The sequence below is a fragment of the Escherichia sp. E10V5 genome (assembly GCF_004212315.1).
Lineage (GTDB): Bacteria > Pseudomonadota > Gammaproteobacteria > Enterobacterales > Enterobacteriaceae > Escherichia.
The window spans coordinates 185,045-198,916 of sequence record NZ_RHJM01000013.1 but is presented as its reverse complement, the minus strand read 5'-3'; the positions used below and the strand labels follow the sequence as shown (position 1 = coordinate 198,916).

Below are 13,872 nucleotides of genomic sequence, written 5' to 3'. Positions count from 1 at the left end.
GGTTGAAGTGAAAACGCTAATAAGAAAATTCTCCCGTACGGCCATCACGGTCGTATTAGTCATTCTGGCCTTCATCGCAATTTTTAATGCCTGGGTCTATTACACCGAATCTCCGTGGACGCGTGACGCACGCTTTAGCGCCGATGTGGTCGCGATTGCGCCGGATGTCTCCGGACTCATCACCCAAGTGAATGTTCATGATAACCAGCTGGTGAAAAAAGGACAGGTACTGTTCACCATCGACCAACCACGCTACCAAAAGGCCCTCGAAGAAGCAGAAGCTGATGTTGCCTATTATCAGGTACTGGCGCAGGAAAAACGCCAGGAAGCTGGACGTCGCAACCGTCTCGGCATACAGGCGATGTCTCGCGAAGAGATAGACCAGGCCAATAACGTGCTGCAAACGGTCCTGCATCAGTTAGCGAAAGCTCAGGCAACCCGCGATCTGGCAAAACTGGATCTTGAACGTACCGTGATCCGCGCACCAGCAGATGGCTGGGTGACCAACCTCAACGTCTATACCGGTGAATTTATTACGCGTGGTTCAACGGCTGTAGCGCTGGTGAAACAGAACTCCTTCTATGTGCTGGCCTATATGGAAGAAACCAAGCTGGAAGGGGTACGTTCTGGGTATCGCGCAGAAATCACGCCGCTTGGTAGCAATAAAGTGCTGAAAGGGACTGTCGATAGTGTTGCCGCTGGGGTCACTAACGCCAGCAGTACGCGTGACGACAAAGGGATGGCGACCATCGATTCCAACCTTGAATGGGTGCGTCTGGCGCAACGTGTCCCGGTACGTATTCGTCTCGACAACCAGCAAGATAACATCTGGCCTGCGGGGACTACCGCTACTGTGGTGGTTACGGGTAAACAAGATCGCGATGAAAGCCAGGATTCGTTCTTCCGTAAAATGGCCCATCGCCTGCGTGAGTTTGGTTAATCACGATGGGTATTTTCTCCATTGCTAACCAACATATTCGCTTCGCGGTAAAACTGGCGACCGCCATTGTGCTGGCGCTGTTTGTTGGCTTTCATTTTCAGCTTGAAACACCACGCTGGGCTGTTCTGACTGCGGCGATTGTTGCCGCCGGTCCTGCCTTTGCCGCCGGTGGCGAACCGTACTCTGGCGCCATCCGCTATCGCGGCTTTTTGCGCATCATCGGTACATTTATCGGTTGTATTGCCGGGCTGGTGATCATCATTGCGATGATCCGTGCGCCATTGTTGATGATTCTGGTGTGCTGTATCTGGGCCGGTTTTTGTACCTGGCTCTCCTCGCTGGTACGAGTAGAGAACTCCTATGCGTGGGGGCTTGCCGGTTATACAGCGCTGATCATTGTGATCACCATTCAGCCAGAACCGCTGCTGACGCCGCAGTTTGCCGTTGAACGTTGTAGTGAAATCGTCATTGGTATTGTGTGTGCTATTGTGGCGGATCTGCTCTTTTCTCCACGATCGATCAAACAAGAAGTGGATCGAGAGCTGGAAAGTTTGCTGGTGGCGCAATATCAACTAATGCAATTATGCATCAAACATGGTGATGGCGAGATTGTTGATAAGGCCTGGGGCGACCTGGTTCGCCGCACCACGGCGCTGCAAGGGATGCGTAGCAATCTGAACATGGAATCTTCCCGCTGGGCGCGTGCCAATCGGCGTTTAAAAGCGATCAACACGTTGTCGCTGACGCTGATCACCCAGTCCTGCGAAACTTATCTCATTCAGAACTCGCGCCCGGAGTTGATCACTGATACCTTCCGCGAATTTTTTGACACGCCGGTAGAAACTGCGCAGGACGTCCATAAGCAGCTAAAACGCCTGCGGCGAGTGATTGCCTGGACCGGGGAACGTGAAACACCCATCACTATTTATAGCTGGGTTGCGGCGGCAACGCGTTATCAATTGCTCAAGCGAGGCGTTATCAGTAACACCAAAATTAACGCCACTGAAGAAGAGATCCTGCAAGGTGAGCCGGAAGTAAAAGTAGAATCCGCCGAGCGCCATCATGCAATGGTCAACTTCTGGCGTACCACGCTGTCCTGCATGCTGGGGACTTTGTTCTGGCTGTGGACCGGATGGACCTCCGGCAGTGGCGCAATGGTGATGATTGCCGTCGTAACGTCGCTGGCAATGCGTTTACCTAATCCACGCATGGTGGCGATCGACTTTATCTACGGCACGGTAGCTGCGCTACCGTTAGGACTGCTCTATTTTTTGGTGATTATCCCCAATACCCAACAGAGTATGTTGCTGCTGTGCCTTAGCCTGGCGGTGCTGGGATTTTTCCTTGGTATTGAAGTGCAGAAACGGCGGTTGGGATCGATGGGCGCGCTGGCCAGTACGATTAATATTATCGTGTTGGATAACCCGATGACCTTTCAGTTCAGTCAGTTTCTCGATAGCGCGCTGGGGCAAATCGTGGGCTGTGTGCTGGCGTTCATCGTCATTCTACTGGTGCGGGATAAATCGCGCGACAGGACAGGACGCGTGCTGCTTAATCAGTTTGTTTCTGCCGCTGTTTCCGCGATGACCACCAATGTCGCCCGGCGTAAAGAGAACCATCTGCCAGCGCTTTATCAGCAGTTGTTTTTGCTGATGAATAAATTTCCCGGCGATTTGCCGAAGTTTCGCCTGGCGTTAACGATGATTATCGCTCACCAGCGATTGCGTGATGCGCCGATACCCGTGAATGATGATTTATCGGCATTTCACCGACAAATGCGCCGCACAGCGGACCATGTGATTTCTGCCCGCAGCGATGACAAACGCCGTCGTTACTTCGGTCAGTTGCTGGAAGAACTGGATATCTACCAGGAAAAACTACGCATCTGGCAAGCGCCGCCGCAGGTCACGGAACCGGTGCATCGGCTTACCGGTATGCTGCATAAATACCAGCACGCGCTAACCGATAATTAAGTCAAAGCCGACGCCAAAAGGTGTCGGTTGAGATTGCTGACATACTCCAAATTGTCTGATGCGCTACGCTTATCAGGCCTATATTGAATTTGCACCCCCTGGTAGGCCGAATAAGGCGTTCACGCCGCATCCGGCATGAACAAAGTGCACTTTGTCAGTAATCAGAAACCGATGCCAAAAGCGTCGGTTTTTTCATGTCTATACTTAGCGATGAACGGCAGAACTCGCCGCGAAACGTGACGGTGGCAACAGATGAATATCTATAGCTTTGATTTTGATGAGATTGAGAGTCAGGAGGACTTTTATCGCGACTTTCGCCAAACCTTTGGTCTGGCGAAAGATAAGGTGCGCGATCTCGACTCACTGTGGGATGTATTAATGAACGATGTTCTGCCGCTACCGCTGGAGATCGAATTTGTTCATCTGGGAGAAAAAACGCGTCGGCGTTTTGGCGCGTTAATATTGCTGTTTGATGAGGCGGAGGAAGAGCTGGAAGGGCATTTGCGTTTTAATGTTCGTCACTAGCGCAAAAAAAAGCCCCCAAACCGGGGGCAATGTCGTCGGACAAGACGATGAGGGTTTATTTGTACAGTTCAGCTGTGGCGTGCCAGGTATCGCCGCTACGCGCTTCGGTAATCTGGTAAGCAGTCGCGCCTTTCTCTTCCGCTTTTTTGTTCAGCATTTCACGCATATCCATTGGAGAAGATGCTACACCGCTGACGGACACGGTGCCGATGGCTTCACGATTTTGAGCTTGTGCAGCATCAATGGAATCGGCAGCGAAAGCACCGAAAGAGAGGACAGAGAGCACACTTAATGCAGCAACAGTGGTTTTGATTTTCATGATTTTTACCTCGACATAATCTTTTAGCTGGGCCTTTGTTTCGTGACCCATATCACAAAATTAAGTATACACTAATTATTGAGCTAATTAATACCACGCTAACTGTTTCTATTGAGGGAGAATTGTTAAAAAAATTAATTTTTATAACAAAAGTGAATTAAAAATACGGGTGTTTAGTGGAAATTGCATTTATTTCAATAATATATGTGTTTTTGCAAAGTGTGCGTTTTTTGCTCTGTGTATTCGTTGTGTGAATGTTTTGTCGCTATAAAACGCACTATTCGTTAAATGAATGGCATGGGGAAGCAGGGCGATGAATGGAGAATGCAATATTTTCCCCGCCGCCAGAAGCGACGGGGCAGAGATTAAAGCTCCTGGTCGAACAGCTCTAAAATCGCTTCGTACAGGTCTTTGACGGTGAAACCTTTAGCAGGGGTGGTAAAGATGGTGTCATCACCTGCGATGGTGCCAAGAATACCTTCTGCTTTGCCCAGAGAGTCCAGCAGACGCGCAATCAACTGCGCCGCGCCAGGACTGGTATGTATTACAACAACAGCGTCGTTGTAGTCGATATCCAGCACCAGATTCTTCAACGGACTGGAGGTGGTTGGTACGCCCAGTTCAGCTGGCAGGCAGTAAACCATTTCCATCTTTGCATTGCGGGTACGTACAGCACCAAATTTGGTCAACATCCGCGAGACTTTAGACTGATTAATATTGTCAAAGCCTTGCTCCTGCAATGCGGCGACGATTTCGCCCTGGGAGCTAAATTTCTCTTCTTTAAGTAACGCTTTAAACGCTTTAACTAATTCTTCTTGCTTAGACGAGCTTCGCATAAGTCACCCGATATGGTGGTTGATACAACATTATTGTGCATACAGATGAATTTTTATGCAAACAGTCTGCCCTGGAGAAGGCTGAAATAATGTTATGAAAGAGCGGGATTTTATCAAATTTCGTGATTGAGAAACATGCCTGCGTCACGGCGCGCAAATTCCGCTTAAAAGTAAATTAATTGTTATCAAATTGATGTTGTTTTGGCTGAACGGTAGGGTATATTGTCACCACCTGTTGGAATGTTGCTCTGATGCATAAGCGGCTGTTAATTACGTAAGTTAGGTTCCTGATTACGTCAATTAAATGCATAAACGCCAAATTTGCGTGACTACACATTCTTGAGAAGTGGTCATTGTAAACTGTTAATTTGTGGATTAAGGTCGCGGCAGCGGAGCAACATATCTTAGTTTATCAATATAATAAGGAGTTTAGGATGAAAGTCGCAGTCCTCGGCGCTGCTGGCGGTATTGGCCAGGCGCTTGCATTACTGTTAAAAACCCAACTGCCTTCAGGTTCAGAACTCTCCCTGTATGATATCGCTCCAGTCACTCCCGGTGTGGCCGTCGACCTGAGCCATATCCCTACTGCTGTGAAAATCAAAGGTTTTTCTGGTGAAGATGCGACCCCTGCGCTGGAAGGCGCTGATGTGGTTCTAATCTCCGCAGGTGTAGCGCGTAAACCCGGGATGGATCGTTCCGACCTGTTTAACGTTAACGCCGGTATCGTGAAGAATCTGGTACAGCAAATTGCGACAACTTGCCCGAAAGCGTGCATCGGTATCATTACAAACCCGGTAAACACCACGGTAGCAATCGCTGCGGAAGTGCTGAAGAAAGCGGGTGTGTATGACAAGAACAAACTGTTTGGCGTCACCACGCTGGATATCATCCGTTCTAATACGTTTGTCGCTGAACTGAAAGGCAAACAGCCGGGTGAAGTTGAAGTTCCGGTTATTGGCGGTCACTCTGGCGTTACCATTCTGCCGCTGCTGTCTCAAGTTCCTGGCGTAAGCTTTACCGAGCAGGAAGTTGCTGATCTGACCAAACGTATCCAGAACGCGGGTACGGAAGTGGTTGAAGCGAAAGCCGGTGGCGGGTCTGCAACCCTGTCCATGGGCCAGGCAGCTGCACGCTTCGGCCTGTCTCTGGTTCGTGCGTTGCAAGGCGAAAAAGGTGTCGTTGAATGTGCCTACGTTGAAGGTGACGGCCAGTATGCTCGTTTCTTCTCTCAACCGCTTCTGCTGGGTAAAAATGGCGTAGAAGAGCGTAAATCCATCGGTACTCTGAGCGCATTTGAACAGAACGCGCTGGAAGGAATGCTGGATACGCTGAAGAAAGATATCGCCCTGGGCGAAGAGTTCGTTAATAAGTAATTGATTAACGAATAATAAAAAACCGGAGCAACGTCTCCGGTTTTTTGTTTTGAGCGCACGACTTAATTGGTCGCTGGATATTCCTGAATAGTGACCTGCAATGTCAGTTTTTTATCGTCACGCATCACCACCACCGGAATCACCGAACCTGGTCGAATTTCTGCCACTTGATCCATTGTCTCCAGAGCGGAGATTGCAGGTTTGTTGTCCACCGAGATAATCAGATCGTTGACCTGGATACCGGCATTAGCCGCCGGGCCATCAGGTGACACTTCATTAACCACAATCCCTTGCAGTTGATCGATACCACCACCTTGCGCGTGTAATGGTGCGATTTCGCGGCCGCCAATACCGATATAGCCACGAATAACACGTCCATCGCGGATTAGCTTATCCATAATTTTGGTTGCCAACTGGAAGGGAATGGCAAAACCGATGCCTTCTGGAGTTTCGCCATCGTTACTCTTATCAAACGACAGTGTGTTGATGCCCATCAGTTCGCCCAGCGAGTTCACCAGTGCACCGCCGGAGTTGCCGTGGTTAATGGATGCATCGGTTTGCAGAAAGTTTTGCCGCCCGGTCGGGTTCAGGCCGATGCGACCCGTGGCGCTGATAATCCCCTGGGTAATGGTTTGCCCGAGGTTGTACGGGTTACCGATCGCCAGCACTACATCGCCAATGTGCGGTATGCGACGAGAATTGATTGGAATGGTGGGTAAACCGCCAGTGGCATTAATTTTGAGCACCGCCAGATCGGTCAGTGAATCAGAGCCAACCAGCAGCGCTTCAAATACACGACCATCCTGTAAGGCGACGATGATCTGATCGGCGTCGTTGATTACATGTTTATTGGTAATGATATAACCACGTTGATCCATGATCACACCTGACCCTAGCGTACGGATCTCAAGCTGGTTGTGTGAGGATGTGTTCAAACCACGGTTATAGACATTTACCACCGCTGGCGCGGCGCGGCGGACCGCCAGATTATAACTGGCAGGCGTCTCGTCGGCACTGTCGAATTGCGGTGTGGAAAGCGGGTTAATGCTGCGCAGCGAAGGCATGGCAACCAGCAAAATAGCGCCGACAATTAATCCAATCGCAACGGATCGTAAGAGCTTCACAAACATGATGGAGGCGTCATTAAAAAAGGGAACGGCAGCAGCATATCACGAGTTAACCGGACATCACACGTCAGCCTGATGCCCGGTTTATGACATTAACGCATTAGCAGGTAAATGCTCTCATTACCGCGCATGATTTGCAGGGCAATAATTGCCGGTTTGGTTGCCAGTACTTTGCGCATCTCAGCAATCGAGTTCACCCGATTGCGGTTCACGCCAATAATTACATCATCTTTCTGTAAACCTGCCTGAGCGGCGGGGCTGTCTTTGACAACTTCGTCGATCTTAATGCCTTTTCCGCCATCTTTTAGCTGACTGTCACTCAACGTTGCGCCTTCCAGCGCCGGTGTAATCATCTCTGCACTGGCTGAAGACGATGTGCTGGTATCAAGCGTCACTTCCACTTCCAGCGGCTTGCCGTTACGTAACAGGCCAAGCTTCACTTTAGTACCAGGTTCAGTGGTGGCGATGCGGGAACGCAATTCGGCGAAGCTATTGAGCGGTTTACCGTTGAGGCTGGTAATAATATCGCCTGCTTTTACGCCCGCTTTCGCCGAGCCAGAACCAGGCAGTACTTCACTGACAAACGCGCCACGTTGCACATCTAAATTAAACGCTTTGGCGATATCGGCACTCATTTCGGTACCTTTAATGCCTAACAGACCGCGTTTAATTTCACCAAAGTCGATAAGTTGCTGCGCCAGGGTACGCGCCATATTGCTGGGGATAGCAAAGCCAATCCCGACGCTACCGCCGCCAGGGGCAAGAATTGCGGTGTTAATACCAATCAACTCGCCGTTAAGGTTTAACAGCGCACCGCCGGAGTTACCCCGGTTAATGGAAGCATCGGTCTGGATAAAGTTTTCCAGACCTTCGAGATTTAACCCGCTGCGACCTAATGCGGAAACAATGCCTGAAGTCGCGGTTTGCCCAAGGCCAAACGGGTTACCGACCGCGACGGCAAAATCACCGACGCGTAGTTTGTCGGAGTCGGCAATGGCGATTTGCGTTAATTTGCTCGGATTCTGAATTTGTAGCAGGGCGATATCGCTCTGGTCGTCGCTGCCAATCAACTTCGCATCAAACTCGCGTCCGTCATTGAGCTGAATACTGATTTTCTGTGCCTGATTGATGACGTGATTGTTGGTCAGCACATAACCTTTATTGGCATTGATGATGACACCGGAGCCTAAACCTTCAAAGGGTTGCGCAGGTTGATCCGGTAAATCATCGCCAAAAAATTTTTTGAATTCTTCCGGGATTTTCTGTTCCTGGCTGGCAGTCCCTTCAACTCGCACGCTTACCACCGCGGGAAGCACTTTTTCCAGCATCGGGGCCAGGCTGGGCAATGGCGCCTGACCGGCAACCTGGCCGGGAATCGACGCGACAGCCTGAAACGGCGCCGAGAGAGTTAACCCGACACTTAACGCTAATGCACTCAACAGCTGGGTTTGTTTTTTCATTATTCCTGCTCTCGTACCTGAATGATAAGAAAAAGAGATTCAAAACAGTTTGATGTTATTGAATTTTCAGACGGCTAACAATGAGACACCAGATTAAATGATAGTCGGGGAGGGAGAGAAGAGGAGGGCGCAATGGCTGCGCCCGCAAAATAAATTAGTCGCGCTTTGCGCCAGTGCGCAGCAGGCCAGATGCGCCTTCAGAATAGTCGCGTGGCATCTGCACCGGTGCCTGATCGTTGCTGGCTTCAGACTCAGCCAGACGATTACGGAACGGGTTTGCTTCTGCGGACAGTTCCGGCAGCAGGCTGCTGGAGCTTTTCGCCATGTGTTGATACAACTGGCGATAGTCATGCGCCATGGTATCCAGTAATTCCGCGCTGCGGGCAAAGTGGTTAACCAACTCTTCGCGATACTCGTCCAGTTCAGCTTTATTTTTTTCCAGTTCGTACTGCAACGCCTGTTGCTGGCGTAGTTTACGATTACCAAAACGCATGGCCACAGCACCAATAATGATGCCGACGACTAACCCAATTAGCGCATATTCCCAGGTCATGAACATCTCCCGTTGTCTTTTGTTTCCGTAGGGTGTTGGCTTCAGGCTCCATGCCTGCGGCTGATTATGCCACTATAACCGTTAATTCCACAGAAGTGGAATCCCGACTGCATATCGCGTAGTGTAGAACGGCCTTTTTTTCGTCAACCGTGAACAACGGCACACCGATTATTCAAGGAATAACAAGAACATCATGCAAAGCGTTACCCCGACATCGCAATACCTGAAGGCGCTCAATGAGGGCAGCCATCAACCTGACGACGTACAAAAAGAGGCCGTCAGTCGGCTGGAGATTATCTACCAGGAATTAATCAACAGCACGCCGCCCACTGCGAGGGCGAGTGGGTTAATGGCGCGAGTCGGTAAACTGTGGGGTAAGCGCGAAGAGGCAAGCAGTGCGCCGGTGCGTGGCTTATATATGTGGGGCGGTGTAGGACGCGGGAAAACCTGGCTGATGGACCTTTTCTATCAAAGTTTGCCGGGTGAGCGGAAACAGCGCCTGCACTTTCACCGTTTTATGCTGCGCGTGCATGAAGAACTGACTGCATTACAGGGGCAGACTGACCCGCTGGAAATTATTGCCGATCGCTTCAAAGCAGAAACCGATGTCCTCTGTTTTGATGAATTTTTTGTTTCGGATATTACCGATGCCATGTTGCTTGGCGGTTTAATGAAAGCCCTGTTCGCTCGCGGAATAACGCTGGTCGCAACGTCAAATATTCCACCTGATGAGCTTTATCGTAATGGCCTGCAACGAGCGCGTTTTCTACCGGCTATCGACGCCATTAAACAGTATTGCGATGTAATGAATGTCGATGCAGGCGTCGATTATCGACTACGAACGCTTACCCAGGCGCATTTATGGCTGTCGCCGCTCAACGATGACACCCGGGCGCAAATGGATAAACTTTGGTTGGTGCTGGCGGGAGCGAAACGCGAAAATTCACCGACGTTAGAAATCAACCATCGACCGCTGGCGACAATGGGCGATGAGAATCAGACGCTTGCCGTCTCTTTTACCACCTTGTGTGTCGATGCCCGCAGCCAGCATGACTATATAGCGCTCTCACGCCTGTTTCACACAGTGATGTTGTTTGATGTGCCAGTCATGACGCGGTTGATGGAGAGCGAAGCGCGACGTTTTATTGCGCTGGTGGATGAGTTTTACGAACGCCATGTCAAATTAGTGGTGAGCGCAGAAGTGCCTTTGTATGAAATTTATCAGGGCGAGCGACTGAAGTTTGAGTTCCAGCGTTGCCTGTCACGTCTACAAGAGATGCAGAGCGAAGAGTATTTGAAGCGCGAGCATTTGGCGGGGTAAAACCTGCCATAAATCACAAAAAGGGGTCGATCTTTGACCCCGACTTCTCTATAATCCTGCGACCCCACGTTACAAGAAAGTTTTTTTTCCCGAAACTTTTTGTGTGCTGGCATAGGCTATTCGAAGGGGTAGGTTTGCCGGACTTTGTCGTGTGAACCTCAACAATTGAAGACGTTTGGGTGTTCACCAACGTGTAACTATTTATTGGGTAAGCTTTTAATGAAAACTTTTACAGCTAAACCAGAAACCGTAAAACGCGACTGGTATGTTGTTGACGCGACCGGTAAAACTCTGGGCCGTCTGGCTACTGAACTGGCTCGTCGCCTGCGCGGTAAGCACAAAGCGGAATACACTCCGCACGTAGATACCGGTGATTACATCATCGTTCTGAACGCTGACAAAGTTGCTGTAACCGGCAACAAGCGTACTGACAAAGTGTACTATCACCACACCGGTCACATCGGTGGTATCAAACAAGCGACCTTTGAAGAGATGATTGCTCGCCGTCCTGAGCGTGTGATTGAAATCGCGGTTAAAGGCATGTTGCCAAAAGGCCCGCTGGGTCGTGCTATGTTCCGTAAACTGAAAGTTTACGCGGGTAACGAGCACAACCACGCGGCACAGCAACCGCAAGTTCTTGACATCTAATCGGGATTATAGGCAATGGCTGAAAATCAATACTACGGCACTGGTCGCCGCAAAAGTTCCGCAGCTCGCGTTTTCATCAAACCGGGCAACGGTAAAATCGTTATCAACCAACGTTCTCTGGAACAGTACTTCGGTCGTGAAACTGCCCGCATGGTAGTTCGTCAGCCGCTGGAACTGGTCGACATGGTTGAGAAACTGGATCTGTACATCACTGTTAAAGGTGGTGGTATCTCTGGTCAGGCTGGTGCGATCCGTCACGGTATCACCCGCGCTCTGATGGAGTACGACGAATCCCTGCGTTCTGAACTGCGTAAAGCTGGCTTCGTTACTCGTGACGCTCGTCAGGTTGAACGTAAGAAAGTCGGTCTGCGTAAAGCACGTCGTCGTCCGCAGTTCTCCAAACGTTAATTGCTTTCTGCTTCGGCAGAATACAATTTGCGAAAAAAACCCGCTTCGGCGGGTTTTTTTATGGCTAAAGTCCGATTCCAGCCTCTTTTCCCTCTCTCTTCAGCATTATTCTCTTTTTAATAGTATTTTCCACGTACTGTAGAAAAGGATATCGCGATGGGATTATTTAATGCATTGTTTAACAAGAAAGAATCTTTAACGTTGTCGAATAAATGGGAGTTCTTTATTACAACAGTGGATGACCATGTCACGGGCATACGTGTCGATATCGGCGCCATTCAGGACGAAAGATTTGATCGACTTAACCACACCTGGTTCTTTCGTGTGCGTTATACCCATTGTTATGAAAACGGTTTACCACAGCCTGATGAAACACAACGTTTAAATCGTATAGAGGACTGGCTTGAGGAGAGGGGCAAGGCATTACCGATTTGGTTGGTGGGGGTGGTAACACAAGAAGGCTGGCGCGATTTTGTTTTCCAGTCGGAAAAAGAACTGGACTGGGAAAGAACGCTGGATAAATTGCTCGCAGGTGGCCCGGAAGTCTCTTGCAGCTATAGTATGAGTAAAAACGATAACGGAAATTACTATCGCCAGTTCCTGTACCCGTCGAAATATGACTGGAACTGGATACACGATGCCCGCGTATGCCGTGGGCTGCTGGAACATGGTGACGATTTGACTCTTCCACGCACCATTGATTACTACGCGACATTGCCGACAGAAGCTGCTGCACGCGCTTTTGCGGAGGACGTGACGGAATTGCCATATGGCATTACGCTGGTGAGCATTCGGATGAACGACCAACAACCAGGGTATATGGCGTCATTTACGAACACTGATGCTCCTGAACAATGGCATATGACCGAAATTACATGTCAGCTTACCGATTTGGCTGAAAAGCATGGCGGTAGTTTTGATGGCTGGGGCGCACCGATAGCAACGGCGTAAAAGAGATAGACAACATTTCTGGTGGGGATTAAGTCAAGCATTTCAGACTAAGGAACATCTCTTTTTCCCCATTTCCGGCATCGACTCACCACAAAGGTCGCAAAATCTGGTAAACTATCATCCAATTTTCTGCCCAAATGTCGGGTATTGCTCGTTTTTTGTTTGTTTTTCGAACAAAGAGAGTCGTTCCTTACTGGGTAACACAACTTCTGACTGGCCACCTGGTGGCTGGTAGCAGTAAAAATTCTGACTATACCTGGAGGTTTTCATGGCTGTCGCTGCCAACAAACGTTCGGTAATGACGCTGTTTTCCGGTCCTACTGACATCTATAGCCATCAGGTCCGCATCGTGCTGGCTGAAAAAGGTGTAAGTTTCGAGATCGAACACGTGGAAAAGGACAATCCGCCTCAGGATCTGATTGACCTCAACCCGAATCAGAGCGTTCCGACCCTGGTGGATCGTGAGCTGACCCTGTGGGAATCTCGCATCATTATGGAATACCTGGATGAGCGTTTCCCGCATCCGCCACTGATGCCTGTTTACCCGGTAGCTCGCGGTGAAAGCCGCCTGTACATGCACCGCATCGAGAAAGACTGGTACACGCTGATGAACACCATCATCAACGGTTCAGCCTCTGAAGCGGATGCCGCTCGTAAGCAACTGCGCGAAGAACTGCTGGCTATTGCGCCGGTCTTCGGTCAGAAGCCGTACTTCCTGAGCGATGAGTTCAGCCTGGTCGATTGCTACCTTGCTCCGCTGCTGTGGCGTCTGCCGCAACTGGGCATCGAGTTCAGCGGCCCGGGTGCGAAAGAGCTGAAAGGCTATATGACCCGCGTCTTTGAGCGTGACTCTTTCCTTGCTTCCTTAACCGAAGCTGAACGTGAAATGCGTCTGGGCCGGAGTTAATCTGTATGGATTTGTCACAGCTAACACCACGTCGTCCCTATCTGCTGCGTGCATTCTATGAGTGGTTGCTGGATAACCAGCTCACGCCGCACCTGGTGGTGGATGTGACGCTCCCTGGCGTGCAGGTTCCTATGGAATATGCACGTGACGGGCAAATCGTACTCAACATTGCTCCGCGTGCGGTCGGCAACCTGGAACTGGCGAATGATGAAGTGCGCTTTAACGCGCGCTTTGGCGGTATCCCGCGGCAAGTTTCAGTACCGCTGGCTGCAGTGCTGGCTATCTACGCCCGTGAAAATGGCGCAGGCACAATGTTCGAGCCTGAAGCTGCCTACGACGAAGATGCCAGCATCATGAATGATGAAGATGTATCGGCAGATAATGAAACCGTTATGTCGGTCATTGATGGCGATAAGCCAGATCGCGATGATGATAATCATCCTGATGATGAACCGCCGCAACCGCCACGTGGTGGTCGCCCGGCATTACGCGTTGTGAAGTAAAACAAAAACAGGCCCAGGTGGCCTGTTT

At 50.1% G+C, this 13,872-nt stretch carries 15 protein-coding genes; 10 read left to right on the top strand and 5 right to left on the bottom strand.

All coding sequences use genetic code 11. The features are described from left to right. The first annotated feature begins 7 nt into the window (after positions 1–7). From aaeA to D9738_RS10985, 3 genes are all read left to right on the top strand, one after another. Positions 8–940 carry a p-hydroxybenzoic acid efflux pump subunit AaeA gene (aaeA, locus tag D9738_RS10995; protein WP_130223742.1) on the top strand — a complete coding sequence of 311 codons (933 nt, stop codon included), beginning with the start codon at positions 8–10 and terminating at the stop codon, positions 938–940. A gap of 5 nt (positions 941–945) precedes the next feature. Next, positions 946–2,913: a p-hydroxybenzoic acid efflux pump subunit AaeB gene (aaeB, locus tag D9738_RS10990; protein WP_130204530.1), complete on the top strand. Its 1,968-nt coding sequence runs from the start codon at positions 946–948 to the stop codon at positions 2,911–2,913. 252 nt (positions 2,914–3,165) lie between these two features. Beyond that, positions 3,166–3,438: a barstar family protein gene (locus D9738_RS10985; protein WP_001028998.1), complete on the top strand. Its 273-nt coding sequence runs from the start codon at positions 3,166–3,168 to the stop codon at positions 3,436–3,438. Between the two features lie 55 nt (positions 3,439–3,493). Here D9738_RS10985 and yhcN read toward each other — a convergent pair whose 3' ends face one another. Then, positions 3,494–3,757: a peroxide/acid stress response protein YhcN gene (yhcN, locus tag D9738_RS10980; protein ID WP_000695690.1), complete on the bottom strand. Its 264-nt coding sequence runs from the start codon at positions 3,755–3,757 to the stop codon at positions 3,494–3,496. 365 nt (positions 3,758–4,122) lie between these two features. Further along, positions 4,123–4,593, bottom strand: coding sequence for a transcriptional regulator ArgR (argR, locus tag D9738_RS10975; protein ID WP_064529494.1), 471 nt, complete (start codon positions 4,591–4,593; stop codon positions 4,123–4,125). 434 nt (positions 4,594–5,027) lie between these two features. Here argR and mdh point away from each other — a divergent pair, with 434 nt between their 5' ends. Continuing rightward, complete coding sequence (gene mdh / locus D9738_RS10970) at positions 5,028–5,966, top strand: malate dehydrogenase (protein WP_064529495.1); 939 nt, start codon at positions 5,028–5,030, stop codon at positions 5,964–5,966. Positions 5,967–6,028: 62 nt separating this feature from the next. Here the strand turns inward: mdh and degS are convergent, their stop codons facing one another. The 3 genes from degS to zapG form a co-directional block, all read right to left on the bottom strand. Beyond that, on the bottom strand, positions 6,029–7,096 hold the full coding sequence (gene degS, locus D9738_RS10965) for an outer membrane-stress sensor serine endopeptidase DegS (protein ID WP_064529496.1): 1,068 nt from the start codon (positions 7,094–7,096) through the stop codon (positions 6,029–6,031). A gap of 89 nt (positions 7,097–7,185) precedes the next feature. After that, entirely contained in the window at positions 7,186–8,553 is a 1,368-nt protein-coding gene (gene degQ / locus D9738_RS10960; protein ID WP_130204532.1) for a serine endoprotease DegQ, read from the bottom strand. Positions 8,554–8,707: 154 nt separating this feature from the next. Then, the gene (gene zapG, locus D9738_RS10950; protein ID WP_010345273.1) at positions 8,708–9,106 is read right to left on the bottom strand and encodes a Z-ring associated protein ZapG; all 399 of its coding nucleotides are present in this window, start codon (positions 9,104–9,106) and stop codon (positions 8,708–8,710) included. A gap of 193 nt (positions 9,107–9,299) precedes the next feature. Between zapG and zapE the strand changes: the two genes are divergently transcribed. The 6 genes from zapE (at position 9,300) to sspB (ending at position 13,844) form a co-directional block, all read left to right on the top strand. After that, on the top strand, positions 9,300–10,427 hold the full coding sequence (gene zapE / locus D9738_RS10945) for a cell division protein ZapE (RefSeq protein WP_130260183.1): 1,128 nt from the start codon (positions 9,300–9,302) through the stop codon (positions 10,425–10,427). 219 nt (positions 10,428–10,646) lie between these two features. Next, positions 10,647–11,075 (top strand): 50S ribosomal protein L13, encoded by a 429-nt coding sequence (gene rplM, locus D9738_RS10940; RefSeq protein WP_000847559.1) that lies wholly within the window; start codon positions 10,647–10,649, stop codon positions 11,073–11,075. A 15-nt stretch (positions 11,076–11,090) separates the two neighbouring features. Continuing rightward, the gene (gene rpsI, locus D9738_RS10935; RefSeq protein WP_000829818.1) at positions 11,091–11,483 is read left to right on the top strand and encodes a 30S ribosomal protein S9; all 393 of its coding nucleotides are present in this window, start codon (positions 11,091–11,093) and stop codon (positions 11,481–11,483) included. Between the two features lie 156 nt (positions 11,484–11,639). Next, positions 11,640–12,434, top strand: coding sequence for a DUF695 domain-containing protein (locus D9738_RS10930; RefSeq protein WP_130260182.1), 795 nt, complete (start codon positions 11,640–11,642; stop codon positions 12,432–12,434). Positions 12,435–12,702: 268 nt separating this feature from the next. Beyond that, complete coding sequence (sspA, locus tag D9738_RS10925; protein WP_000257293.1) at positions 12,703–13,341, top strand: stringent starvation protein SspA; 639 nt, start codon at positions 12,703–12,705, stop codon at positions 13,339–13,341. Between the two features lie 5 nt (positions 13,342–13,346). Then, positions 13,347–13,844, top strand: coding sequence for a ClpXP protease specificity-enhancing factor (gene sspB / locus D9738_RS10920; protein WP_064529500.1), 498 nt, complete (start codon positions 13,347–13,349; stop codon positions 13,842–13,844). The last annotated feature ends 28 nt before the right edge of the window (positions 13,845–13,872 follow it).

Bases quoted from the DNA above. Each gene is read 5' to 3' on its own strand.
- degQ (WP_130204532.1), bottom strand. From the start codon at position 8,553: ATGAAAAAACAAACCCAGCTGTTGAGTGCATTAGCGTTAAGTGTCGGG.
- yhcN (WP_000695690.1), bottom strand. From the start codon at position 3,757: ATGAAAATCAAAACCACTGTTGCTGCATTAAGTGTGCTCTCTGTCCTC.
- sspB (WP_064529500.1), top strand. From the start codon at position 13,347: ATGGATTTGTCACAGCTAACACCACGTCGTCCCTATCTGCTGCGTGCA.
- degS (WP_064529496.1), bottom strand. From the start codon at position 7,096: ATGTTTGTGAAGCTCTTACGATCCGTTGCGATTGGATTAATTGTCGGC.
- D9738_RS10985 (WP_001028998.1), top strand. From the start codon at position 3,166: ATGAATATCTATAGCTTTGATTTTGATGAGATTGAGAGTCAGGAGGAC.
- D9738_RS10930 (WP_130260182.1), top strand. From the start codon at position 11,640: ATGGGATTATTTAATGCATTGTTTAACAAGAAAGAATCTTTAACGTTG.
- zapE (WP_130260183.1), top strand. From the start codon at position 9,300: ATGCAAAGCGTTACCCCGACATCGCAATACCTGAAGGCGCTCAATGAG.
- zapG (WP_010345273.1), bottom strand. From the start codon at position 9,106: ATGACCTGGGAATATGCGCTAATTGGGTTAGTCGTCGGCATCATTATT.
- rplM (WP_000847559.1), top strand. From the start codon at position 10,647: ATGAAAACTTTTACAGCTAAACCAGAAACCGTAAAACGCGACTGGTAT.
- sspA (WP_000257293.1), top strand. From the start codon at position 12,703: ATGGCTGTCGCTGCCAACAAACGTTCGGTAATGACGCTGTTTTCCGGT.
- mdh (WP_064529495.1), top strand. From the start codon at position 5,028: ATGAAAGTCGCAGTCCTCGGCGCTGCTGGCGGTATTGGCCAGGCGCTT.
- argR (WP_064529494.1), bottom strand. From the start codon at position 4,593: ATGCGAAGCTCGTCTAAGCAAGAAGAATTAGTTAAAGCGTTTAAAGCG.
- rpsI (WP_000829818.1), top strand. From the start codon at position 11,091: ATGGCTGAAAATCAATACTACGGCACTGGTCGCCGCAAAAGTTCCGCA.
- aaeB (WP_130204530.1), top strand. From the start codon at position 946: ATGGGTATTTTCTCCATTGCTAACCAACATATTCGCTTCGCGGTAAAA.